This is a genomic window from Alteromonas sp. ABV2_168 (assembly GCF_056161165.1).
This window is the reverse complement of record NZ_JBSWYQ010000013.1, coordinates 25,890-50,195: the sequence shown is the minus strand read 5'-3', so window position 1 is coordinate 50,195 and position 24,306 is coordinate 25,890. Positions and strand designations below refer to the sequence as shown.

Annotated in this window: 19 protein-coding genes; 4 read left to right on the top strand and 15 right to left on the bottom strand. The window is 49.6% G+C overall.

Annotated elements, in window-relative coordinates; genetic code table 11:
- The 5 genes from kdsB to ACXAH4_RS17700 all read right to left on the bottom strand — a co-directional run bounded on the left by kdsB (position 1) and on the right by ACXAH4_RS17700 (position 6,196).
- The gene (gene kdsB / locus ACXAH4_RS17720; RefSeq protein WP_474852040.1) at positions 1-759 is read right to left on the bottom strand and encodes a 3-deoxy-manno-octulosonate cytidylyltransferase; all 759 of its coding nucleotides are present in this window, start codon (positions 757-759) and stop codon (positions 1-3) included.
- Entirely contained in the window at positions 759-953 is a 195-nt protein-coding gene (locus tag ACXAH4_RS17715; protein ID WP_119501239.1) for a Trm112 family protein, read from the bottom strand. The genes kdsB and ACXAH4_RS17715 overlap by 1 nt, the downstream gene beginning before the upstream one ends.
- Complete coding sequence (gene lpxK / locus ACXAH4_RS17710) at positions 943-1,959, bottom strand: tetraacyldisaccharide 4'-kinase (protein ID WP_474882833.1); 1,017 nt, start codon at positions 1,957-1,959, stop codon at positions 943-945. Before lpxK ends, ACXAH4_RS17715 begins: the two co-directional genes overlap by 11 nt.
- 2 nt (positions 1,960-1,961) lie before the next feature.
- Positions 1,962-3,710 carry a lipid A export permease/ATP-binding protein MsbA gene (gene msbA / locus ACXAH4_RS17705; RefSeq protein ID WP_474882832.1) on the bottom strand — a complete coding sequence of 583 codons (1,749 nt, stop codon included), beginning with the start codon at positions 3,708-3,710 and terminating at the stop codon, positions 1,962-1,964.
- 110 nt (positions 3,711-3,820) lie between these two features.
- Complete coding sequence (locus ACXAH4_RS17700) at positions 3,821-6,196, bottom strand: DNA internalization-related competence protein ComEC/Rec2 (RefSeq protein WP_474882830.1); 2,376 nt, start codon at positions 6,194-6,196, stop codon at positions 3,821-3,823.
- A gap of 35 nt (positions 6,197-6,231) precedes the next feature.
- Here ACXAH4_RS17700 and ACXAH4_RS17695 point away from each other — a divergent pair, with 35 nt between their 5' ends.
- Positions 6,232-6,765: a DUF2062 domain-containing protein gene (locus ACXAH4_RS17695; protein ID WP_474845822.1), complete on the top strand. Its 534-nt coding sequence runs from the start codon at positions 6,232-6,234 to the stop codon at positions 6,763-6,765.
- 110 nt (positions 6,766-6,875) lie between these two features.
- On the opposite strand, the gene ligA is transcribed toward ACXAH4_RS17695, so the two are convergent.
- The 3 genes from ligA to smc are packed head-to-tail and all read right to left on the bottom strand — an operon-like array spanning position 6,876 to position 13,640.
- The gene (gene ligA, locus ACXAH4_RS17690) at positions 6,876-8,921 is read right to left on the bottom strand and encodes an NAD-dependent DNA ligase LigA (RefSeq protein ID WP_474845820.1); all 2,046 of its coding nucleotides are present in this window, start codon (positions 8,919-8,921) and stop codon (positions 6,876-6,878) included.
- 50 nt (positions 8,922-8,971) lie between these two features.
- Positions 8,972-10,150: a cell division protein ZipA gene (zipA, locus tag ACXAH4_RS17685; protein ID WP_474882828.1), complete on the bottom strand. Its 1,179-nt coding sequence runs from the start codon at positions 10,148-10,150 to the stop codon at positions 8,972-8,974.
- Between the two features lie 19 nt (positions 10,151-10,169).
- Positions 10,170-13,640 (bottom strand): chromosome segregation protein SMC, encoded by a 3,471-nt coding sequence (gene smc, locus ACXAH4_RS17680; RefSeq protein ID WP_474882826.1) that lies wholly within the window; start codon positions 13,638-13,640, stop codon positions 10,170-10,172.
- A gap of 260 nt (positions 13,641-13,900) precedes the next feature.
- Here smc and cysZ point away from each other — a divergent pair, with 260 nt between their 5' ends.
- Entirely contained in the window at positions 13,901-14,644 is a 744-nt protein-coding gene (gene cysZ, locus ACXAH4_RS17675) for a sulfate transporter CysZ (RefSeq protein WP_474845814.1), read from the top strand.
- An 8-nt stretch (positions 14,645-14,652) separates the two neighbouring features.
- Here the strand turns inward: cysZ and ACXAH4_RS17670 are convergent, their stop codons facing one another.
- Together ACXAH4_RS17670 and nlpI are read right to left on the bottom strand one after the other, a co-directional pair.
- A complete protein-coding gene (locus tag ACXAH4_RS17670; RefSeq protein WP_474882824.1) occupies positions 14,653-16,137 on the bottom strand; it encodes an SEL1-like repeat protein in 1,485 nt (494 codons plus the stop codon).
- Positions 16,138-16,149: 12 nt separating this feature from the next.
- Positions 16,150-17,040, bottom strand: a complete 891-nt coding sequence (gene nlpI, locus ACXAH4_RS17665) for a lipoprotein NlpI (RefSeq protein ID WP_474852028.1) — start codon at positions 17,038-17,040, stop codon at positions 16,150-16,152.
- Between the two features lie 109 nt (positions 17,041-17,149).
- Here nlpI and cdd point away from each other — a divergent pair, with 109 nt between their 5' ends.
- A complete protein-coding gene (cdd, locus tag ACXAH4_RS17660; RefSeq protein ID WP_474852156.1) occupies positions 17,150-17,593 on the top strand; it encodes a cytidine deaminase in 444 nt (147 codons plus the stop codon).
- A 22-nt stretch (positions 17,594-17,615) separates the two neighbouring features.
- Here cdd and ACXAH4_RS17655 read toward each other — a convergent pair whose 3' ends face one another.
- A complete protein-coding gene (locus ACXAH4_RS17655; protein WP_119501227.1) occupies positions 17,616-17,906 on the bottom strand; it encodes a DUF1244 domain-containing protein in 291 nt (96 codons plus the stop codon).
- A gap of 107 nt (positions 17,907-18,013) precedes the next feature.
- On the bottom strand, positions 18,014-20,134 hold the full coding sequence (gene pnp, locus ACXAH4_RS17650; RefSeq protein ID WP_474882823.1) for a polyribonucleotide nucleotidyltransferase: 2,121 nt from the start codon (positions 20,132-20,134) through the stop codon (positions 18,014-18,016).
- A 261-nt stretch (positions 20,135-20,395) separates the two neighbouring features.
- On the opposite strand from pnp, the gene ACXAH4_RS17645 reads away from it, so the two are divergent.
- Positions 20,396-20,950: an HNH endonuclease gene (locus tag ACXAH4_RS17645; protein WP_303574229.1), complete on the top strand. Its 555-nt coding sequence runs from the start codon at positions 20,396-20,398 to the stop codon at positions 20,948-20,950.
- Positions 20,951-20,952: 2 nt separating this feature from the next.
- On the opposite strand, the gene ACXAH4_RS17640 is transcribed toward ACXAH4_RS17645, so the two are convergent.
- The 3 genes from ACXAH4_RS17640 to proB form a co-directional block, all read right to left on the bottom strand.
- On the bottom strand, positions 20,953-21,840 hold the full coding sequence (locus ACXAH4_RS17640) for a mechanosensitive ion channel family protein (protein ID WP_442858461.1): 888 nt from the start codon (positions 21,838-21,840) through the stop codon (positions 20,953-20,955).
- Between the two features lie 110 nt (positions 21,841-21,950).
- Positions 21,951-23,198 carry a glutamate-5-semialdehyde dehydrogenase gene (locus ACXAH4_RS17635; protein WP_474845807.1) on the bottom strand — a complete coding sequence of 416 codons (1,248 nt, stop codon included), beginning with the start codon at positions 23,196-23,198 and terminating at the stop codon, positions 21,951-21,953.
- A complete protein-coding gene (proB, locus tag ACXAH4_RS17630) occupies positions 23,195-24,304 on the bottom strand; it encodes a glutamate 5-kinase (RefSeq protein WP_474845805.1) in 1,110 nt (369 codons plus the stop codon). The genes ACXAH4_RS17635 and proB overlap by 4 nt, the downstream gene beginning before the upstream one ends.
- Positions 24,305-24,306 lie beyond the last annotated feature (2 nt).

The following is a 24,306-nucleotide window of genomic DNA, read 5'->3' as shown; positions in this document are numbered from 1 at the left end:
TCATTCTCCGTCATTCAGCAGTGCCAGAAGTCGTGTCAGATCATGCGGTGTATCAATGCCCACAGGCGGTGGTTCGGATGCCACGTCAACATGGATTTTATCGCCGTACCACAATGCCCGTAACTGCTCCAGTGACTCTGTATGTTCCAGCGCACTGGGTGTGTAACTGACATACTGATTCACATAACCTGCACGGTAAGCATATAAACCAATATGGCGAAGATAAAGGGAGGGATCAGTTCTGCCCGGATCGGTCATCATGCTGCTACGCTCAAAGGGGATTGCCGAACGGGAAAAATAGAGCGCTTCACCTTTGACGTTTCGTACAACTTTCACCATGTTCGGGTTAAGCACATCATCTGCGCTGTGCATTTCAGTGCCCAGTGTGGTCATGGCCACATCAGAGCGCTGTGACAGGTTTTCCACAACCTGACGGATGTTGGCAGCAGGTACGAAAGGCTCATCGCCCTGCACGTTTACGATAAGCGTATCATCAGCAAGGTTCTCTTTCTGAATGACTTCTGCAAGACGCTCAGTGCCGGATTCATGTTTGTCCGACGTCATCACCACCCGTGCGAAGCCCTCCGCTACAGCCGCTATACGGCTATCGTCGGTAGCGACAATCACAGCCGATGCGCCCGCTTCTGCCGCTCTCTCGGTCACATGCTGAATCATTGGCTTTCCATTGATATCAGCAAGAGGTTTACCCGGAAACCGGGAAGAGCCGTATCTGGCAGGAATGATAACGGTAAAGTCCATCAGCGGGCCGCATCCATGTCGTCTACTGATAATTTTGTGGCGTTCACTTCCATTAACACGGGAATACCGTCTTTCACCGGATAACTAAGGCGGTCAAAACGACACAACAAGGCCTGCTTATCCTGTGACAGGATCAATTTACCTTTGCATACAGGGCATGCAAGTACATCCAATAATTTAATGTCAAAGCTCATTGTTTATCCTTCTTCCGGCTTCAAACCGGGTATCCAGTAAGTCATAAAATTCTTCAGGTAATACAGCATCCACCGGCAAATACCAACAATCTTCATGGGCAAATGCCCTTGCCTTCACAGCATCTTTCTCAGTCATGACCACCGTGCCCGTGGGAATATCTGCGGCGGAGAAATGATGATGATCGGGAAGCGGTTGTGTTGATGATAACGTTATTCCGTACATCTCTAACTGACGGAAGAAACGATCGGGATGACCAATCCCCGCCAGGGCATGAATACCGGATTTTGCGCAAAAATCCTGAATCCCCGTCTTGCATCCGGGCTCCAGGACATTACAAAAGTAACGCCCCTCAAGAGTCAGATTAAATGCAAGCGGTAAAGTGATTTGCTGTGGCAAAGCCGTTAAATCAGCGTTGCCATTCAATATTATTCCGTCCACAGACGCCAGTCGCCAGGGTTTCTCCCGCAGCGGGCCCATGGGCAGCAAATGACCATTTCCGGTGCCCCGGCTGTCCATGACTACCAGCTCAAGATCACGTTCCAACGCATAATGTTGCAGCCCGTCATCGCAGATAATGACATCACAGTGTAATTCTTCCGCCAGCATTTTAGCCCCGCGAGCACGCACCGGGTCTATAACAACCGGCACGCCGGTACGTCCTGCAATTAACGCAGGCTCATCACCGCAAACAGCAGCATCGTCACCGGGCATAACACGATACGGATGATGCTGCATCGTGCCGCCATAACCACGGCTGAGTACACCGGGTTTCAATCCTTTTCTTTTAAAATGTTCTGTGATGGCAAGCACCACCGGCGTTTTGCCATTTCCGCCAACCGAAATGTTGCCCACAACAATAACAAACGCTCCGGGATGAGAACGCTTTTTTAAACCGGTCTTAAACAACCATCGCCGGCAGGCACTCACAAAGGCAAATAACAAAGACAGTGGCCACAACAGCCATACCCGCTTTGATTTCTGGTACCACAGCTTGTTGATATCCATGCTCAGTGAGTTTCACCAAACTGTAATGCATGCAACTGGGCATAATGGCCTTTTTTCTCCAGCAATTCGCTGTGACGTCCCTGCTCAAGGATACGCCCCTGATCGATGACGATGATCTGGTCTGCCTTTTCAATTGTTGACAGGCGGTGGGCCACCACCAGGGATGTACAGGACTTTTGCAGCTGTTCCAGTGCATCCTGAATCAGTTTTTCTGATTCCGTATCCAGCGCCGATGTAGCTTCATCTAAAATCAGTACCGGCGCTCTGGCGAGAATTGCACGGGCAATGGCAATACGCTGACGCTGACCACCCGAGAGCATCAGACCATTTTCACCGATGACAGTATCCAGGCCTTCGTCAAGCTGATCCACAAACTCGGTAACATGGGCCATCTTTGCCGCTTTTTCGATATCTTCCCGCGATACTTTATCCATTACGCCGTATGCAATGTTGTTGGCGATGGAATCATTGAACAAGGTGACATGCTGGGAAACAGTGGCAAACTGTTTGCGCAGCGAACGCAGCTCAATGTCATTAATATTCATACCGTCCAACTGCACTTCCCCCTGCTGAGGCAGGTAAAAGCGGGTGAGAAGGGAAGAAATGGTAGATTTACCGCTGCCGGACTTACCGACCAGCGCAATGGTTTCCCCCGGTCTGGCTGAAAAACTGATGTCGGTCAGGGCCGGACGTTCTTTGCCGGGATAGGTGAAAGTCACATGATTAAACGCGATGTTACCTTGCGCACGTTCCACTTTTTTAGTACCGGTATTCACTTCAATCTCTTCATCCAGTATTTCAAAAATACTGTTACAGGCAGCCATGCCGCGCTGGTATTCATTATTCACAGTGGTCAGTTGTTTAAGTGGCTTAAGCAACATCACCATGTAGAACACAACGCTGATAAACGTGCCTGCAGTCAGATTTGCCATAATACCCGGCAGACTTGCCATGAACAACACCACAGCCAGTGCGACGGAGGCAATGATCTGGATAGACGACACACTTAAAATTTGCGTCACCGCCAGCTTCATCGTTTGCTGACGGTTGTGGTTATTTTTCTGTGCAAAGCGGTTACGTTCGAAGTCCTGGCCCCCGAACATCAGGATAACTTTATGGCCTTTTACCGCCTGCTCAACCGACGCCGTCACACTTCCCATTGACTGTTGTATATTGCGGCTGACCTTCCTGAACCGTTTGCTGACCACTGCAACAATGATTGCCACCAGCGGGCCGATAATGAGAAAAATAAGAGACAACTGCCAGGACTGATACAGCATGACGACTAACAGACCAATAACCAGCGCCCCCTCACGAACGATGGTCAGCAGCGCCTTGCTGGCCGCACTAGCCACCTGTTCAGTGTCGTAGGTCACTTTACTGATGAGTGCCCCGACAGCCTGCTGATCATGAAATGACACCGGTAAATGCATGTACTTTTCGAACAACTGCTGGCGCATGGTCATTACAACCTGTGAGCCAATCCAGCTGAGGGTGTAGGTGCCCATAAAATTGAAAATACCGCGAAGGATAAACAGTGGTACGATGGCAATAGCCGCTATACGCAGAAAGTCGCTGTCACCGTTACCAAGGGAGTCATCTATCAGAGGTTTAAGATTGGATATTACATAGGTATCCAGCGCGGAATACCCAATCATACCGATTACGGCCACGAAAAAAGCGAGTTTATAGTTTCGCAGATACGTAAAAAAGCGGCGTTGGTTACTGGCCGCCGGGTCGGAATTTTGCATTTATTTTCATCACTTATTCGAATAACCGGCCCATTGTAACTGGAATCGGCTAAATTCCCAATGCGCGGTGTTAATGCCGGCCTTTGTTATGGTCATTAACGCCTGCATTTTCAACGCTGAGGCAGAGATACCTGTGTCCGTAAGTCATACCAGCGGCGGCTGATATCTCTGTTGTAGCGTTTCACGCCGATCCCCTCATCAGCCAGGGTAAATTGTATGTAGCCGTTCAGGGCAGTCCGCAGAATAACTGAACCGGCTTCCCGGTAACGGGATTCAACGACGTCTTCAGGTAATTTCCAGCGATGATAAAAGCCGGACGTAAATACGGTGAACGAAGGTGATACTGCTTTTATGAAAGCCATTGATGATGAAGTGCTGCTGCCATGATGGGGTGCCAGTAGTATATCGGCGTTAAGGGCTGCATTGTTATACAAAAGTGCGTATTCGGCACTGCGGTTTATATCACCCGGGAGCAACACTGAATAGCCATTTCCGGATACCAGTAAAACACAGGATAACCGGTTGCTGTCTTCCATATTGCCTTTTTCCGGCCACATGGCACGAAAGTGTAATCCTTGCCACCGCCATCGTTTTCCGCTCTGACAGCCATTTGTATTTGATAACAAACTCCGGTTGAGCTCCAGCGGATGATCAGCCCTGCGATCTAACCACGCAGTAACACCGCCGGCATGGTCGTCATCGCCGTGAGAAACAATCAGTTGATCAACGTGATGAATACCGGCCGCCTTCAGTGCCGGCAGTACCGTACTTGTCAGTGCGTTGCCTGTTTCCCATGAGGGACCGGTATCAATGATGACTGCACGGTTTCCCCTGGAAACTGCCAGTGCCGTGCCCTGGCCCACATCAAATACGTGCAGTTGCCAGGCATCTGTACTGAACGGGAACCAGAAACTGATCGCCGGCACCGCCAGCATCATGGCACTGCGCTTCCGGTAGCGAAACACCGGCAATGCCAACAGCAGCATTGACAGGAGCAGACAGAATGCAGCCTGACCGCTAACGCCTGTATTATCAAAGGCCGCCATATACGGGGAAATCACGCTGAGTTGCTGCGTCATCCATAGCAGGATGGTATCAGCCAAATCCAGCAACGTGTTTGTGAGACCGTCGTTATAGTTCAGTACCAGCCCTGCCAGACCGGCGGGCATCAGCAGTGTGATCACAGGTATTGCGATGAGATTAACGCCTGCCGTCAGCAAAGACACTAAACCGAAAAATATCAGCGTAAACGGCATTAAAAATAGGGAAATCAGACACTGGGCGCGAATAACAAACATGATGCGGTGAAAGTATGAATACGATGCAGGTTTCCACCGCCAGCCAATGAATATTAAAACACACACCGCACCGGCACTCAGATAAAAGCTGTTACTGAATACACTGAAAGGAGAAACCAGAATACACAGAAACACCATCACCAGCAGCCGGTGCCGCCAGCTCCAGCAGACTTTAAAAGTAAGCAGCAATGTGAACAATAAAATAAGCAGCCACGCGCGGGTTACCGGTACCTGCCAGTTGGCCAGCGCCGCATAGAGGGCTGTCATGAGGAGTGTTGCTACAGCAACTGTAAGCCGTATATTCATACCGTTGTGCCCGGCATTGATAAGACGGGCAAAACAACTGATCACAGCACTGCTCAGCAACGCAGACCATAAAGCCACCATACCTGCATGCAGACCCGAAATTGAAAACAGGTGGCCTGTTCCGGTTTTTTGCAGCAACTGCCAGTCTTTGTCTGTCAGCAAAGAACGGTCACCAGTCATTAAAGCCACCAGCCAGCGGGAGTAACCCGCTTTCTGCAAACGCTGACTTGCGCGGTAATGCAGACTGTCAGCCGGAGAAACAAGAGAACCGTTTCCGAACGCTTTGACTGAACCCGTGGCTATCATTTTCATGCTGACCATTTTTGCCCGGCTGTCGCCGCCCGGGTTCATTAACGGCGAAGCCGGCTTCAGATTAACCGTTAACTTCACCTGTTGATGAATAGCCAGCTCCCCCATATTTTGCGACAAGTGAACACCGATGACCGGACGGAAGAAATAATGCCTGTCACCCAGTGTCGAAAGAGCAACATGCAACCACTGACCATTGTCATTTCTCTGCGTAAACGTTATCTGCCCCGTAACTATGACATCTTGTTGAATTTTGCCGGCAGGGAGTTGCCAAGCCAGGTAGCAATGCCCTACACTTGCCATCCAAATCAATCCGGACATTATCCCGCTGAGTAAATACGGCAGTACACTAAACTGTTTTTTACTGCGCACGTACCAGTTTGTAACACCACATAAACGACATCCTGCTTTCAGGGCGGTGCGGATGTGCATTTTGACATTGTGTGTGTGGATAATGGAGACGATACAGGCAAGAAGTACAATCCAGATTTTTCCCGGCAACACCGGCCAGAACCTCGCAGACAGCGAAGTCAGGCAGAATGCCAGCAGCCATAGCGCAGCGTGTTGATGCATGGATTGGTTACTTCGGATGAAATGAAATACGGTTTATGCCAAAAAAATTTATACGACGTTTTTTACCAGACCATCAAACGATAAAGCACAATCGTGCGCTACGGATCTTCGGCACAGTTTTGCATGAGCCGAACCTGTGGCATCTGAACCGTCGTTCAGCAGCTAACGCGTTTGGTATTGGTTTGTTTTTCGCTTTCTGGCCTGTTCCGTTTCAAATGTGGTTGTCTGCCGCCACTGCTATTCCCTTCCGTGCAAACCTCCCCCTCTCTGTAGCAACCGTGTGGATCACGAACCCGTTTACCATGCCGCCAATTTTTTACGGTGCTTACAAGGTAGGTACAACGGTACTGGGTACAGAGCCCACACACTTTGAATTGCAGTTCAGCTGGAAATGGATAATTGAAAGTATCAGCACCATCGGCCCGGCCTTCCTCGTCGGCTGCGGGATCTGTTCAGTCATATTTGGTTTGCTGGGGTATTTCGGACTCAACTGGATATGGCGTTTTTCTGTGAGAAAATCATGGAATGCACGTAAAGAAGCCCGCAAACAACGGGCTTCAAAAGCATAAACCGGAATTAACAGTCTTCACTGATCTGTCGGCAAAATATTTTAGCAAATCAGGTCCGCACAAAAGCTTGCCGGTATCACAACACCGGCAAACTGATGGCAGATTTTAATTTATTCGCCGGAAAGATTATGTTCGCGAAGAAAACTGAGCAGCTTTTCTTCATCCCACACATCAACGCCTAAATCCTGCGCTTTGGTCAGTTTTGAGCCGGCTTTTTCTCCGGCTACGAGGAAGTGTGTTTTCGCTGACACCGAACCGGCAACTTTCGCCCCCAGTTGCTGTAGCAATGCTTTTGCCTCATTGCGTCCCATGGCCGTCATGGTACCGGTCAGTACGCAGGTCTGGCCCTCCAGAGGCAAGTCCCCTGCATCTGCAACCTGAATAGCCGGCCAGTTCACACCTGCAGCGACAAGATCATCAATAATGGCACGGTTATGATCTTCGTGCACAAAGTGATAAATGTGTGTAGCCACCACTTCACCCACATCCGGCACTTCTTTGAGGGCTTCAATGTCTGCGGCAAACAACGCATCCAGATCTTTAAAATGTGTGGCCAGATTCGACGCTGTCGCTTCTCCTACTTCCCTGATCCCCAGAGCATAAAGAAATCTGGGCAAGGTGGTGGTTTTAGCCTTCTCCAGTGAAGTCAGTAAATTCGAAGCCGACTTTTCTGCCATCCGTTCAAGACTGACCAAATCGCCTAACGACAAATGAAAGAATTCAGCAGGACTTTTCACCAGTCCGGCATCCACCAGTTGATCAACCAGCTTATCGCCCAGGCCGTCAATATCGAAAGCTTTGCGTGAAGCAAAATGTTTAAGTGCCTGTTTGCGTTGTGCAGCACATACCAGTCCTCCGGTACATCTTGCTACGGCTTCGCCCTCAGCTTTCTCCACATGAGAATCACACACGGGGCAATTGGCAGGGAATATAATATCCGTAGCATCCTCAGGCCGCTTTGCCTCAACCACAGAAACAACCTGTGGTATCACATCACCGGCTCTGCGGATAACCACAACATCACCCACTTTGACACCCAGACGCTGTATCTCATCCTGATTATGGAGCGTGGCGTTAGATACTGTAACACCGCCCACAAACACAGGTTCCAGGCGAGCCACCGGTGTAATAGCGCCGGTCCGGCCAACCTGAAACTCCACATCCAGTAAGCGTGTCATTTCTTCCTGTGCAGGAAACTTCTGTGCAATTGCCCAGCGGGGAGCGCGGGCCACAAAACCCAGTGTTTGCTGCAAGTCTATGCGGTCAACCTTGAATACCACCCCATCGATGTCGTACGGTAACTGCTCACGCTGCTCAAGAATACGCTGATAATAAGCCAGACAACCCTTCGCGCCTTCAGCCACATCGACCTCAGGGCACAACGGCAGTCCCCAGCTCCCCAGTGTTTTCAGCCGTGCGCTGTGGGTATCTTCCAGTCCGAAATCCTGTGGTGAAACGACACCCAGTGAATAGGCGTAAAACATCAGTGGCCGTTTTGCAGTAATACGGCTGTCCAGTTGCCTCAGACTGCCAGCAGCGGCATTACGGGGATTGGCAAAGACTTTATCGCCCTTTTCACGTTGCCGTTCATTAAGTGCATCAAAGCCGGCCTTTGGCATAAAGACTTCACCTCGCACTTCGATACGGGCGGGGAGATCTTTACCTTTAAGGCGGAGAGGCACATTACCGATGGTCTTGACGTTTTGCGTGATATTTTCCCCTGTCTGCCCGTCACCCCGTGTTGCAGCCTGCACAAGCACACCGTCTTCATACAGAATACTGACAGCCAGACCGTCCAGTTTAGGCTCACAACTGAACATCAGTGTTGAATGGTCTTTCAGGCGGTCACCAATACGTTTTTCAAAGGCGTTCAGTGAAGCTTCATCGAAGGCATTGTCCAGCGATAACATAGGAACTTCGTGGGTAACCTGCTCAAAGGCGGCAAGAGGCGCACCACCTACTTTCTGTGACGGCGAATCCGCTGTCAGCAGATCAGGATGGGCGGCTTCCAGCGATTTTAACTCCTGCATGAGCCGGTCGTATTCAGCATCAGGTACAGAAGGAGCATCTTCCACATAGTACTGGGTATTATAACGGGTGATAGTGTCGCGCAGTGTCTCTATACGACTGGCAACGGAGGCTTTATCTGTTGACATAAAGTGTCTCTTGCAAAGCGCTGCTACAGCAGGGTAACAGCGCTGATGGATCAGTGGCGGGTAATCATTCGCTTGCGTTCAAATTCGCGGATTTTTTCCATGTATTGCTGCAATCCCTGTTTGGTCAGTACACTGCGGCGACCGTCCAGAATTTGCGCATTGAATTCGTCAGCAATTTTCCGGGCTGCATTATGCATCATGTTAAATACCTGATGGGCATCAACCCCGTCGATGGGCAGGATCATGAATAATGACACACCCTGAGTGGTAAAATTCTCCAGGTTATCAATATCGAAAACCCCCGGCTTGAACATATTGGCCAGACTGAAGAGTACAGGTCCCTTACCATTTGAATTCACATGGCGGTGGAAAATATCCTGATCACCGAACTTAAACCCTAATGTGAGTAATAAAGGCAATAATGCGGCACCTGAAATGGGTGTGTCGTCCTGAGCCCGCACATTAACAACGAGCACCTCCTGCTCCACATCCTCTGAAGGAGCAGCGCCGGACTCTGCAGCCGGCTGGCTCTGACTGTCGTCAAAATCAATTCTCATCTGGTCATCACCGAAATTCGGTTCCTGACGACGACGCAGCAAGCCCCGTTTCTTAGCAACTTTCTTACTGTCATTATCGATGTCATGCTCTGAGCTTTGTTCGTCAGACGCATTGTCTTTAACTGCCGGCTCAGCTTGCTGGGCATCCAGCGTAAAATCATCAGCCTGCGGTTCATCTGCGACGGCTTTTTGTTCTTTACGGATAAGAAACTCAGGCGGATCCGGGATGGGATCGTCGTCTGCCTGCTCCGGCGCAACATGCCGGCTACCCTGCATATGAGGTTTAGGGTTGGTCACCACTGAACCATACAGCTTGGTTGCCTGCGCCTGCGGCTCCGGCTTCGAAACCGTCTTTTCGTCCGCATCTTCATTAACGGGACGGGAGACTGGCGGCTCAGATTCTTTATCGTCGCCGGTGTCTGCCACAGGTTTGGCAGAGGAAACCACTCTTACCGCTCCCAGGCCTAAATCATCATAACCTTTATGATCGTCGCCCTGCTCTGCAGACCAGTCGTCCTGTTCTTCTGAATTGTCATCCTGCCACTGGCCGGGTTCAATACGCTCTTTCTTTGTCGCATTGCTATTTTTTCTGATCTTCCAGATACCATGGGCGAGCACGCCAATAATAAAACAGGTACCCAGGATAAGGAGTGATAAACGTAGTTCATCCATTTAATTCGTTCGCCCTTTGTTATGCTTCGACGAAGGCCATGGCTTCATCAACATCTACGGCAACCATGCGGGAAACCCCTGGCTCTGCCATAGTGACACCTGTGAGGTGCGTTGCCATTTCCATTGCAATCTTATTGTGGGTGATATAGATAAATTGCACCGACTTTGACATTTCTGATACCAGTTTACAGAAACGCCCCACGTTGGCATCGTCCAGCGGCGCATCCACTTCGTCAAGTAAACAGAAGGGCGCCGGATTCAACCGGAAAATTGCAAACACCAATGATAAAGCGGTTAACGCTTTTTCTCCACCGCTTAAAAGGTGAATTGTACTATTTTTCTTACCGGGCGGCCGGGCCATAATTGTCACACCGGTCTCAAGCAGATCATCATCTGTCAGTGCCAGATAGGCAGAGCCGCCGCCAAATACCTTAGGAAAGAGTTGTTTCAGATCCTCATTTACCTGTTCAAAGGTTGCAGAGAAACGGGTTTTGGTTTCTTTGTCTATTTTACGGATAGCGCTTTGCAGCGTATCCAGCGCAGATACCAGGTCATCAAACTGCGTATCGAGATGCTGTTTCCGTTCCGCCTGCGTCTCATATTCTTCCACGGCCGCCAGATTCACCGCCCCCAGACGGGAAACCGCTGCGGTGGTTTTTTCCAGTTCCTGCTGCCAGCTCTTTTCATCAGCAGTGTCATCCAGTTCCGGTAAAATTTCTTTCAGAGACTGGCCGGTTTCCTGCAATAATTCGAGTACCGACATGGCCCTTACCCGGGCGCCTTCGATATCAATTTTTAACCCGTCAATAACAGTGTTCCGTTGCTGAATTTTTACAGCTACGCCATGATGCCCCTGCTGCGCTTCCCTCAGCAGGGCTTCCACATCGCTTAACGCATTCTGCTTTTCTATGCGCAACGCTTCCTGCACTTCCCGGTCTTCGAGTAATTGCGCAAGTTGTGCTTCATGCATCGCCATAGGCTGACTAAGGGACTGTTTTTCCTTTGTTAACGCGTCTTCACGTTGACGGTATTCAGCCAGCTGCGTTTGGTTACGCGTTACCTGTTCGCGATATAATTGCTGCTGATTTCGCTGCTGCTGTACAGACAGTTCAAGCTGATGTTTACGGGATTTCTGCTGCTCTGCAGACTGCCTCGCATCCTGCTGTTCGTGTTCGAACCTTTCCCGTTCTGACGACGCATTCTGCTCTTCTTCTTCCGCATCCATCAACTGCATTTCCAGCACTTCGAGCTGAGCCGTCAATGTATCAAGTTGCTCATCATCTCCGGCCAGAGTCTGCTGTTGACGGGTGAGTTCATCGCGGATTTTTTGCAGCCGTAAGGCTAACTGGGCAACTTCCTGCTTCAGCATGGCTACCTGGTGCGCAGCCTGTTGTTGTTGCTGAGCAGAGCGCACCTGTGCCTGCCTGGTGATTTCGAGATGATCTTCCGCCCGTGTTTTTTCTTCTGCGGCACTGTCTGCCTGAAACTGAAGTTCTGCAAGCTGTTCACTCAGGCTGTCAATTTCGCTCTGCAATTTCGCCATTTGCCCATGACGTTGCAGTGCGCCTGCACTGTCTTCCTGTACGGTCCCTCTTAACAACCAGTCTGCAGATAACCATTCTCCGGTTTCAGTAACTACCGATTCACCGGCAGCCAGAGCCGGCAATAACTTCCTTGCTGCCGCCAAATCGGCGACAAGGCGGATACGGTAAAACAATGACGGGATATAGCCGTCATTCAAACATGACGCCAGTGTACCCTCTGCAGGTGGTCTGTCTGTATGAAGTGGCAGGATCCTGTGCCCCTGGGGAAAATGTTCTGCTGAGGCGATGAGGGTTTCCACTGGATACTCTGCTGCCACCAGCGGGTCGTTTAACCACACAGTGACTTTTTCAATCAGCGCCTCAAACCCCGGCTTTACGCTGATACTTTTCCACAGTAATGCAACACCCTCAGGGAGTTCGCCTGCTTCAGCTTCCGCCAGTTCCTGCAACGCTTCAAGGGCTGCAAAACGTGAAGCCGCCTGGTCCAGTTCCCGCTGACAACCCGCCTGAGCAGCGGTTGCCGTCTGATATTGTTCTGATGCGACATTAAGCGCATCTTTACTGATAATCACTTCATCTTCAGCAATAGCGGATTTTTCTGCGGCCAGTTCCTGCTCAGCCTGCGCTTCTTCGAGACGCTGACTCAACGTGTCATCATCCAGTGCCGCCAGCTCATCATTCAATTCACCGATGCGCTGTGTCGTGCGCAGTTGCATACTGGTCACCGACTGGATCTGGCTGTGTAAACCCTGCACCTTTTGCTTAAGAGAATGATAGTGTTGTTCCTGTTCACGACGCTTGCGGTTGTAGTCCCTTAACGCAGATTCTGCAGATTCAGCCCGCTCTTCAGCCTGGAAGATCGTTTCTTCTAACATCAGCAGTTCAGGCTCAGACTGTTCAAGAGACATATCTGCCTTCTCAAGTGCCTGCTCAGCTTCCTGAAGCGACGCCGCTAACAGTTCACGGCGCTGATGAAGCTCTTCCAGTTCAGCTGAAATCTGATTGTCACGCTGCTGACTGTGAAGGGTGTTCTGTTCAATGCGGGTAATTTGCGTGGAAATGGTGAAAACAGCCTGCTGCACGTCATCCAGTGCCGCCTTAATGTCTTCCGACTGCGTGCGGTATTTCTCGATACCGGCCTCATCACCACGCTGCTGTGCAATCAGTGCATCCAGCTCATTTTGTTCTTTTGCCAGTTCACCTTCGATCTTTTCAATATGCTGCGTGTGTTTGAGCCAGCGGATGGCAGACAGCTCACCTTTCAATTTCCGTTCACTGGCCTTCAGGGCCTTATAGCGTTGAGCGGCAGCCGCCTGACGTTGCAACTTTTCCAGTTGCCGGCCAAGTTCACCCCGCACATCTTCCAGACGCTCAAGATTGTCCTGTGTGTGCCGGATGCGGTTTTCAGTCTCCCTGCGGCGCTCTTTGTATTTTGATATGCCGGCAGCTTCTTCAATAAATACCCGCAACTCCTGCGGCTTTGACTCAATCAAACGGGAAATCATGCCCTGTTCGATAATGGCATAACTGCGGGGGCCGAGACCGGTTCCCAGAAACAAATCGGTTACATCCCGCCGGCGGCAACGGGTGCCGTTAAGAAAATACAGAGACTGGGCATCGCGGGTTACCAGCCGTTTCACGGCCAGTTCATTATACTGAGCGAATTCACCACCAATTCGACCGCTGCTGTTATCGAAAACCAGTTCAACTGAACACTGACCGACAGGTTTTCGCGCTGAGGAGCCGTTGAATATGACATCCGTCATGGCGTCGCCACGGAGATTTTTTGCTGAACTTTCCCCCAGCACCCAGCGTACCGCATCAATCACGTTGGATTTACCGCAGCCGTTCGGCCCGACTATCGCTGTCATATCACCGGGAAAAGGAATGGTGGTAGGATCGACAAAGGACTTAAACCCGGCCAGCTTAATTTTTTTCAGGCGCACAAAAACCTCTCAGGGAAAAGGAGATTTAAGTTGCCATCAGCCAAGCTGAAGAATGCCTGAAATTGCAGCATAAATAACGGGTTACCGGTGATCAGCGCAAAGGAAAATTATTCTTATCCGCTGACTCTATCAAAACTCACACGCTGTAACAATTGGGTTTTCTCACCGCATGCGGATACAGGTATACTGCATGTGCATACTGGCCCGGCAATTTGAATCCGGTTCAGAACCCAATTTCAAGCGCAGCTTCAGGAGATGTAATGCAAAATAAAAGCGGACTCAGTTATTTTATGACCGGCTTTTCACTGATTAAAACAAAGGGCCTGAAACGGTTTGTATTCATCCCGCTGACGGTTAATTTGCTGCTTTTTTCCGTGGCATTTTACTTTCTGTTCGGCGAAATAGGAGAAGGCATTAGCTGGCTGATGAGCTTAATCCCGCAATGGCTGGACTGGCTTCGTGGTGTGATCAGCTTTTTCCTGTGGCCTCTTGCAGTCTTGTCAGTGCTGCTGATATTTGCATTGGTTTTCGGTACCCTGGCTAACTGGATAGCGGCTCCTTTTAACGGCATTCTGGCCGAAAAAGTTGAGCGTCACCTCACTGGTCAGTCAATCGGCGATGATGGTCTGCTGGACTTAATTAAAGATGTACCACGGATGCTGGGAAGAGAATTTGCCAAATTAATCTGGTACATCCCCAGAGCCATTGTGTTTTTAATCCTGTTTCTGCTTATCCCTGTCATCGGCCAGGTGTTATGGTTTATGTTCAATGCGTGGATGATGGCCATTCAGTATTGTGACTATCCCTACGACAACCATAAAGTACCGTTTAAGGTGATGCGGGCGCACCTGGGAAAACATAAGACACTGTGTTTCTCTTTCGGCGTGGGTGTGAGCTTATTTTCCCTTATCCCGCTGGTGAACTTTATCGTTATGCCGGTGGCTATTTGTGGTGCCACCGCCATGTGGGTTGAACGTTTGAAGCCCGATTTACAAAGCCGCTGAAAACAGTTTTAAAACGGTAACGGTTCCTCGTCGTCTTCTTCAGGAACCGTTTCTTCCGGGCCTCCCCTTCCTGCTCCCAGAAAGTCATTATATTTATCCAGCCATTTTCCGGCCTTGCGGGTTTGCCCTGCCTTTTGAAAAGACTGAAACAAATTCATGTATACCGGACGCTGCGCTTCAGGGCGGGTAAGTTGCTGGCGCCACAAAGCCATGTAAATTGGTGGAATATCCCCGCTGTCATGGTGTTCAAGAAAGGTAATATGCCCGGAAGGTTTATAGGCACGGATATCGGAACGGGCGCAGCTTTGTGCCGGCCAGATCCCGGCACCGGGCTGCAATGCCCGCCAGTTATCCAGTGTGGAGAGAGGTGAATAGGTAATTTTGCCGTCGAAAATCAGATTTGGTGCATCCCCACTGCCGCAGTACCGTTTGGCGGCATTTTTCCCCAGCGCATATTCATCAACAAATCCGGCAAAGTGCGCCAGCTCATGAACAAAAACCGCATAGGAGTCAATCAGGTCGAGAAACATGACACCGTTATTTACGTTGGCTTTACCCTGCTCTGCAATAATCACAGCATGGGTTAATCCCCGCTTTTCCACCGCATTGGCAAGAGGCCTTACATCACAGCCGAGGCGTCCCTGTCCTTTCCAGTCGCCACCACAGTTCAGACTGTCATCCGTGAGCCACACCGGCGCATCCAGGCAAATTGCCAGTGACTGCAGGCGCTTGTCTTTGCGGAATTCTGTTACGATTTCATCGGCTTTTACGATGGTCGATAACGAAGTAGCAAACAGACCTACTTTCTGGCTGCAACTTTCATCCGTTCTGGCTTTAGCCGGCACTGAGGCTGCGCTGTAAGGCGAATAGGTTGACAGAATACGTCTGACCTTCCCCGCCATTTCATGACCGCTGTCAGCTGCCTGAGCAATCCATTTACCGGCAGCCTTACGTTTACCGTCTGCCCACAGCAATCTGCCATACTGAAAGGCACTTTGCGGATAATCATTAGCGGTTACACGAAGCCACGGTCTCGCTTCTTCCGGTTGGGCATGCAGTAAGTACCAGTCAGCAAGTGCTGCCTGACCCGGCAAATAACCTTGTCCGGCGGCCCGTTTAAGCCAGGTTTCCCGTTTTACCGGGTCATCCGTCGTCATGGCGAAGGCCAGCTGAGCTTCGGGCACATTGCCGATAGCAGCCAGACTCATCAACCGGTCACTTTTCGCATCATCGCCGACCAGTTGATACAGTGCCCAGGCCGCATCGGCGTTATCCAGAGCAACCAGCTTATTAAGCCAGAACGCTGAACCCTGCATAGTGGCCCAGGCCACAAGGCGGTCTTCTGCTACACCGCTGCCGTTTGAGGCTGCCAGCCATAACAGTGGAGCAGGGTTCGATGCGGACTCTGCATTGTGAAGGAGTTGACGGGTATCACGACCTGAGTCAGACCCTACCAGCAATATAGCCAGCAGTGCTACGATAAATCCACGCATACAGGATTCGGGTTATTCAGTATCGTCAGCGGGATGGCGCAAACGGTTCAGCTCAATTCTGGCATAACGGTGCTCCACATAATCATACACATTGGTACTGAGAGCCAGCTTGAAATAATTTGAAGCGATCCCCTTGTTTCCCAGCGCGCTATGGTATTTACCGAGATAGAAATAAGCCTCACAAAGACGATCTGTCAACTCTTTCTGGCTGGAGATGCCTTCGATAAGCGAATTGAGTAACGCCGTTTCACTGGATGTGCCTAAAAACAAATCAACCAGTTTCACCGCCCAGTGTCCGGGATTAAGCCCCGGCCGCACGGCGACCAGCCAGGCCCTGGCATCAACCGGATCGATATCGTGTTTGGCAAAGAATGTCCACAACACTCTGAAAGGGTCTGTTTCGTCTTTAGTCTGAAAAGTAGTGAGATCGTCGATGGCCAAATCAGCGCGACCGCCGTAGTACAGTGCAATACCACGGTTTAAAAATGCGAAGTCATATTCCGGATCGATATCAAGGGTCGAATCAAATGCTTCGTATGCCTGAATAAAATCCAGCTGCTGCACAAAATGAATACCGATTGAATTATACGCTTCCGCCATGTCCGGCTTCAGTTGCAAAGCCTGCGTGTAATCATACTGCGCCAGACCTGCCAGGCCGACACTGTCGTACAACATACCGCGCTGATAAAGTAACTCAGCACGATCCCCGTCGGGAATAGTCGCATTCGCCAGTACCTGATTGTACCGCGCAATTGCCATTTGAGAGCGAGGATTGACCGGCGCTGGTTCTGCGAGTAACAGGTTCCCCATTTCTCCTTTGGGTTGCGCTTGTTGTGAACTGGCACAGCCGGACAAAGAGACCGCCAGATAAGAAAAAAAGATGAGACTAATGACTTTACGCATGTTAAAAATGGATTCACTCGCTATGAAAATGACGTGGCGCGGGCAAACTGTCTTCCTGACAGTCATCCGATGGCTGACACCATCGCCGATTTGATAAAAAAAGTAAAGCCTGAGCCACCAGAGAGATGTAATGGAAAATAAAAGAATAACACAACTGAAAGAAACAGCCCAGGCAGCAAAGCAACATGCCCATGCCCCCTACTCCGGTTTTCAAGTAGGTGCCGCCGTGCTCACCACCGGTGACAGTATCTTTGCCGGCTGCAATGTAGAGAACGCGGCTTATCCGCTTGGTCAGTGTGCAGAAGCCACAGCCATCGGAGCAATGATTGCAGGAGGCGCCCGACAAATTAAGGCCATTGTAATAGCCAGTCCCAATGACAGCTTCTGCTTCCCTTGCGGCGGATGCAGGCAAAAAATAGCTGAGTTTGCAGGTGATGACACACCGGTGATTCTGGTGACTGACGACGGTAAAACAGAAACCTATACTGTTGGCGATTTACTGCCCCATGCTTTTCGTTTCAGTAATTTACAGGCTGATAAAGAACACGCATAAAAAACGGCCTGCCGGCCGTTTTCTATTTTTTCTTCGCTTCCATGGCTGCGAGCTGCTCAGCGGTAGCCGGCAGCTGGTGTTTTTCCTTCCACTCGCTGTAAGGCATACCGTAAACCGCTTCCCTGGCCGCTTCGTAGTCTACGTCAACACCTTCATCTGCCGCTGCCTTGCTGTACCATTTAGCCAGACAGTTACGACAGAAATCCGCAAGAATCATCAGGTCGATATTCTGCACCTGTTTATTATCATCCAGATGTTTCAGTAACCGGCGGAAGGTTGCTGCTTCAATTCTGGTCTGTTCATCGCTGGTCATATTCCACTCCTGATCATTATCCGTGTGCACCGGCGAGCCGGCAACGGACAGGTAAAAAACAAAAAGGGCGCCAGAAGCGCCCTTTTTAACAAGGTGAAAATAAAAGCTTATTCGCCTTTATCTTCTTTTGCTTCTGCAGGAGCCGGCTTTTCAAGCAGCTCTTTGATGCTCAGACGTACACGGTTCTGACGGTCAATTTCCATGACTTTCACGTCAACCATTTCGCCTTCTTTCAGGTAGTCGGTCACTTTGTTCACACGCTCGTGAGCGATTTGTGAAATGTGAACCAGACCTTCCTTACCAGGCAGTACTTCTACGAATGCACCGAAGTCTACGATACGGGTGATCTTACCGTTGTAGGTTTTGCCTACTTCGATTTCAGCCGTTACGCCTTCAATCATGCCGATCGCGATATCTGCTTTAGCACGCTCTGTGGCGAAGATCTTGATAGTACCGTCATCTTCGATTTCGATGTTGGTATCAGACGCTTCAGTGATAGAACGAATCATCGCACCACCTTTACCGATTACGTCACGGATCTTGTCCTGATCAATCTTCATGGTGTAGATGCGCGGAGCAAATTCGCTCAGCTCTTCACGGTGACCGGTGATCGCCTTATCCATTACGCTCAGAATGTGTAAACGGGCTTCTTTTGCCTGTTTAAGTGCAATCTGCATAATTTCTTTGGTGATACCTTCGATCTTGATATCCATCTGCAGCGCAGTGATACCGTCGTTAGTACCGGCTACTTTAAAGTCCATGTCACCCAGGTGATCTTCGTCACCCAAAATGTCAGACAGAACTACGAAGTTTTCGTCGCTCTTAACCAGACCCATTGCGATACCCGCAACAGACGCTTTAATTGGTACACCGGCATCCATCAGGGCCAGAGACGTACCACATACAGACGCCATTGAAGATGACCCGTTAGATTCAGTGATTTCAGAAACCACACGTACTACATACGGGAATTCTTCTTCAGAAGGCATAACCGCCTGAATGCCGCGCTTCGCCAGACGACCGTGGCCGATTTCACGACGCTTAGGCGAACCGATCATGCCGGTCTCACCTACACAGTATGGAGGGAAGTTGTAGTGCAGCATGAACTTGCTGTCACGCTTGCCCTGCAATTCGTCAATCATCTGTGCGTCACGTTCTGTACCTAAAGTGGCAACAACCAGTGCCTGCGTTTCACCACGGGTGAATACAGCAGAACCGTGAGTACGTGGAAGCACGCCAGTTGCAACGTCAAGGGCACGAACCATAGCTGGATCACGACCGTCAATACGTGGCTCACCGGCCAGGATGCGTGAACGTACTACGTCACTTTCCAGATCGTGCAGCAGGTCAGACGCTTCTTTCGCGTCCTGTTCAGGATTCGCTTCAAGAATTTGAGCCAGCGCTTCTTCAGTAACCTTAGTTACCGCATCTTTACGCTCAAGCTTGTCAGATATCTGGTAAGCCGCAGTCATGCCGCTTTCAGCCAGTTCGTTTACTTTCGCTTTCAGTTCGGTGTTTTCAGCTTTAGGCGCCCAGTCCCATGCCGGAGTATTTACTTCAGCAGCAAAAGACTTAACAGCTTCAACAACCGCTTGCGACTGTTCGTGACCGAACATTACCGCACCCAGCATGACGTCTTCAGACAGTACGCTGGCTTCAGATTCAACCATCAGAACAGCACTTTCAGTACCGGCAACCACCAGGTCAAGCTGGCTTTCAGGCTGCTCAGAGAAACGTGTATTCAGGATGTACTCACCATCTTTGTAACCAACACGGGCTGCACCAACAGGACCGTTGAAAGGAATACCGGAGATAGCCAGTGCCGCAGACGTACCAATCAGTGAAATGATGTCAGTCGGGATTTCAGGGTTCGCAGAAAGTACGGTAACAACAACCTGTACTTCATTGAAAAAACCTTCCGGGAACAGTGGACGGATTGGACGGTCAATCAGACGGGCTGTCAGTGTTTCGCCTTCTGAAGGACGGCCTTCACGTTTGAAAAAGCCACCCGGGATTTTACCGGCAGCGTAAGCTTTTTCCTGATAGTTAACCGTTAACGGGAAGAAATCCTGATCGGCTTTCGCTTCTTTTTTACCAACTACAGTTACCATCACAGAGGTATCGTCCATGCTGGCGATGACGGCTGCAGTTGCCTGACGCGCGATAACGCCAGTTTCCAGAGTTACAGTATGCTGACCATACTGAAAAGAATGAGTAATAGGAGTCACTATTTGTCCTTTATTTTCTTTAATATATATATTCGCTTTTGAACGCGGCGCATAGTATAGCCGCGATAATTACCTAATGCCATTATCAAATGCCTGAAAGCCGCTGACTGCCGGATTTATCTCCTTAAACTGCAAAGATTTTTTGATTTGCTGTTTGCAGGCGAATTAAACAACAAAAAAACTTGGCAATTGATTACTTTTTCATCATATTGAAATATAAAGCAGTATGCTATAAGAGTCACACATGAGGAGATGTCCCTGATGCTGGTATTAAGACTCAACAAAGCGGGTATGCCACAGGAATGGGTTTTGCCTGAAGAGGCTGCAAGGCTTTATTGTCAGGACAAAGTGTTGTTCGAACTTGGTGCGACCGCCTGTACCCTGCACGGTGGCTGGAATAATGCCGGAATCCGGAGCGAACTGACGTTATCCAGCATTATTGCCTGCGACGGAAAAGTGACTGATGTAAGCGGAAAGATTGCGTTATGTAACCGTTATCTTTTCCGCCGGGATGATCATTTATGCCTGTATTGCGGTCAGCGCTTCAGCCCCGGCCAGCTCACCCGCGACCATATCATTCCACGATCCCGTGGTGGTCAGGATAAATGGACGAATGTCGCCACAGCCTGCGGGCGCTGTAATCACGCCAAGGGAGCCCGTACACCGGAAGAAGCTAACATGCCGTTACTTGCCGTTCCTTTCAGGCCAAATCTTTATGAACGTTTCTACCTGATGAACCGGCGTATTCTGGCTGACCAGATGGCTTTTCTGAGCAGTCACTTTTCACGACAGCGTAACTGGCAGGAAGGCGTATAGCGCTATTCCTCTGCTACCGTTTTGCCGGACGGGCGATTGGCTGTGGCAATTTCACTGTGCCACAGCGCCATCCAGTCTTCTGATATTTTTTGCTGCAACGTATGGGCTTCATCAATGGGGCAGAACAAAGACACGGTGATGCGCAATTTAGCAAACTGATTGGTTTCAATTGCGATATCCGGATCGATATCAATAAACTCCGCTTCCATATGGCGTTCGATTAAACTTTTATAACGTCCGGCGACTTCACGGAAATGTTCGCAATGCTTCAGCGTCCGGGTTTTAAAAGCAGGCAGAATTGCATAGGGATTCGTCTCCGGCTCCATGACCAGAGTAAAACTGTGCAGGGTGTAGCGTCGCAGGAAGTTAAGATTTCTGATTGGCTGGGTAACCAGCTGGCTGTTCGGAATATACAAATGCTTACCGGTGTAGGTATGGGATTCGGGATCGACTTCCAGCAGCGCGGTTTTAGCCCAGTCCATTTCCACCACTTCACCACGAATATTATTCATCTCAATCCAGTCACCCACGCGAAACGGCCGGGCGCCGAGGTAATAAATAAATCCCATAAAACACTGAATGAATTCACGGGTAGCAAAAACAATGGCCACCATAAAAGCAGCAATGGAGATTGCGAGGTTCTGGATTTCGGTGGACCATACCATGATCAACAGCACCAGTAAGGTTGCGTTACCCAACTGTTCAATGATGTTGATGGAATGACGTCTGTCTTCGCCGGTTTTTTTACTGCGTTTTTTAAGCAAACGTAAAATGGCACGTTTAGTCAGCAAAAAAACAATGATCAGGACTGCAGACGCCGGCAGTTTGTGGGACTGGGAAAAATCGGCAACCTGTTGCCACCAGGCTTGAAAATCAACGCTGATGTCTATCATAAAACCTACGTAAGAACCGGATTAACATAAAAAAACACCGGGCTGTTGCCCGGTGCTTTGGATTATCGCAATTCAGTACTATAAGTACAATGCGGACCAGTGAAAAGTTACGATCTCACCTGCCCTGTTCCGTTAACGAGGAATTTCTCAGCGGTGAGCGATTCCAGACCCATCGGGCCATAGGCATGCAATTTAGTGGTTGCGATACCAATTTCTGCTCCCAGCCCGAGCTGACTGCCGTCAGAAAAACGTGACGAAGCGTTTACCATCACAACTGAGGCGTCGACAGCACGCTGGAAGTAGTTCGCTGCATCAGCGTTTTCGGTACAAATAACTTCGGTGTGGTTACTGCCGAAATCAGCAATATGCTGAATAGCGGCATCGAAGTCTTCAACCACACGTACGGCGATTTCCAGTCCAAGGTACTCTTCACCAAAAGCATCATCAGCAATAACATCTGCATTATTGAAGTACTGCGCACCTTTGTCATTTACATGCACTTTCACATTGTGCTCTTCAAAGGCTTTCGCTACCTGAGGTAAAAAGTCACCGGCAACAGCCTCATGCACCACCAGACCTTCCAGTGCATTACACACACCGGTACGCTGTGTTTTACCGTTCAGCAGCAGCGCCATAGCTTTATCCAGGTCAGCATCTTTATCTACGTATAAGTGACAAACACCTTTGAAGTGCTGGATTACCGGCACTTTAGAGTTGTCCGTTACGTAGTTGATGAGCCCTTCACCACCACGCGGGATAATGACATCAATGTAATCACGCTGCTCCATCAACTCCTGCATTAACGCACGGTCCGGATCAGGAACCACACTAATCAACTCTTTCGGTAACCCGTGCTTTTCAAGTACATCCTGCAATAACCCGGCAATTGCCAGACTGGTATCCAGTGCTTCTTTACCGCCACGCAGGATAACGCCGTTACCGGATTTAAAACACAGTGCACCAGCGTCAGCCGTTACATTAGGTCGTGCTTCATAAATCATGCACACTACGCCTAACGGGATACGCATTTTCTTAATTTCAATGCCATTCGGACGGGTACCGATAACACGTTCCTGCCCGACAGGATCGTCCAGCGAAATAATCACTTCAATGCCTTCCGCCATGGCTTCAATGCGTTCATCATTCAGTGTCAGACGGTCAATCATAGCTGCATCCAGACCATTCTCTCTGGCCCGTGCAACTTCTTCAGTGTTGACCTGTTTAATTGACGCTGTATTAGCACGGAGAGCCGCTGCCATGTCTTTAAGCACGGCATTCTTCGTGCTTTCATCCAGTACCGCTAATTTCTGTGCGGCTTGTTTGGCATTTTTTGCTAATGTCGTAATTAAACTCATTCTTTCTCCAGATTTGCTAAATTCTTTTTCGAAATGATGGGGCCGGTTTTTTCTTCAAACTCCGACGCAAACTCATCATTTTCCTGATTGGCGATAAAGTTAAGCAGGCAACTGCTGTAATTCGAGCGTGCCTTCACCAGTTTGGTCCCGTCATCTTTTCTGACGATGATGGTGTCTCCCACCGAGAACTCACCTTTAACGTCCACAATTTCTTTGCTGGTCAGCGATTCTGCATCTTCAGACAGGATCGGCGCAAATTCACTTTCTACGATCACCTCACCCTGCGCGCGGGTTGTGTGTCTCATCCAGTGCTCGTTTTCTGCCATCGGCTTCTCATGAGCAATGAAGTGAGTACCCGGATTTTTTCCGTCCAGCAGCATATTAAACGAAAGCTCGGTAAAACCATTAATAATGAAAGTATCTATACCATGCGATACCGCTTTCTCTGCTGCTTCAATTTTCGTGCGCATGCCGCCAGTACCCACACCGCCTTCAACAGCCCCACCAGCCATGTCATAAATTTGCTGATCGATATGCTCAACTTCCGACAGTAAAGATGCATCATCATTGGTATGCGGATTTTTATCATAAAGACCATCCACATCAGAACAAATAATTAATGCATCCGCATCAGCAGCTGCTGCTACCATCGCAGATAAGTTATCATTATCGCCAACTTTCAACTTGTCTGTTGTTACCGTATCGTTTTCATTTACGATAGGAAGAATGTTGTGATCAAGCAGACTGAAAATCGTGTCCCGGATGCTCACGTAACGCTCACGGTCACGTAAATCAGCATGTGTCAGCAACATCTGTGCCGAAGGAAAGTCAAATAACCGGTCCCAGGTAGCCATCATTTCTGTCTGACCCGCTGCGGCCATCGCCTTCTTCACAGTAATATCGGTACGTTCTCCATCAGGGAACTGATGTGCACCTGCGGCTACTGAGCCTGAAGATACCAGCACAACCTGTGTTCCCATCGCACGGCATTTCACAATGAACTGTGCAATACTGAGCAGATAGTGACTGCTGCAGCCTTTGCGGTTCGGTGAAATTAAAGCACTACCGACTTTAATGACAATGCGATTCCAATTTTTACGTATCATAA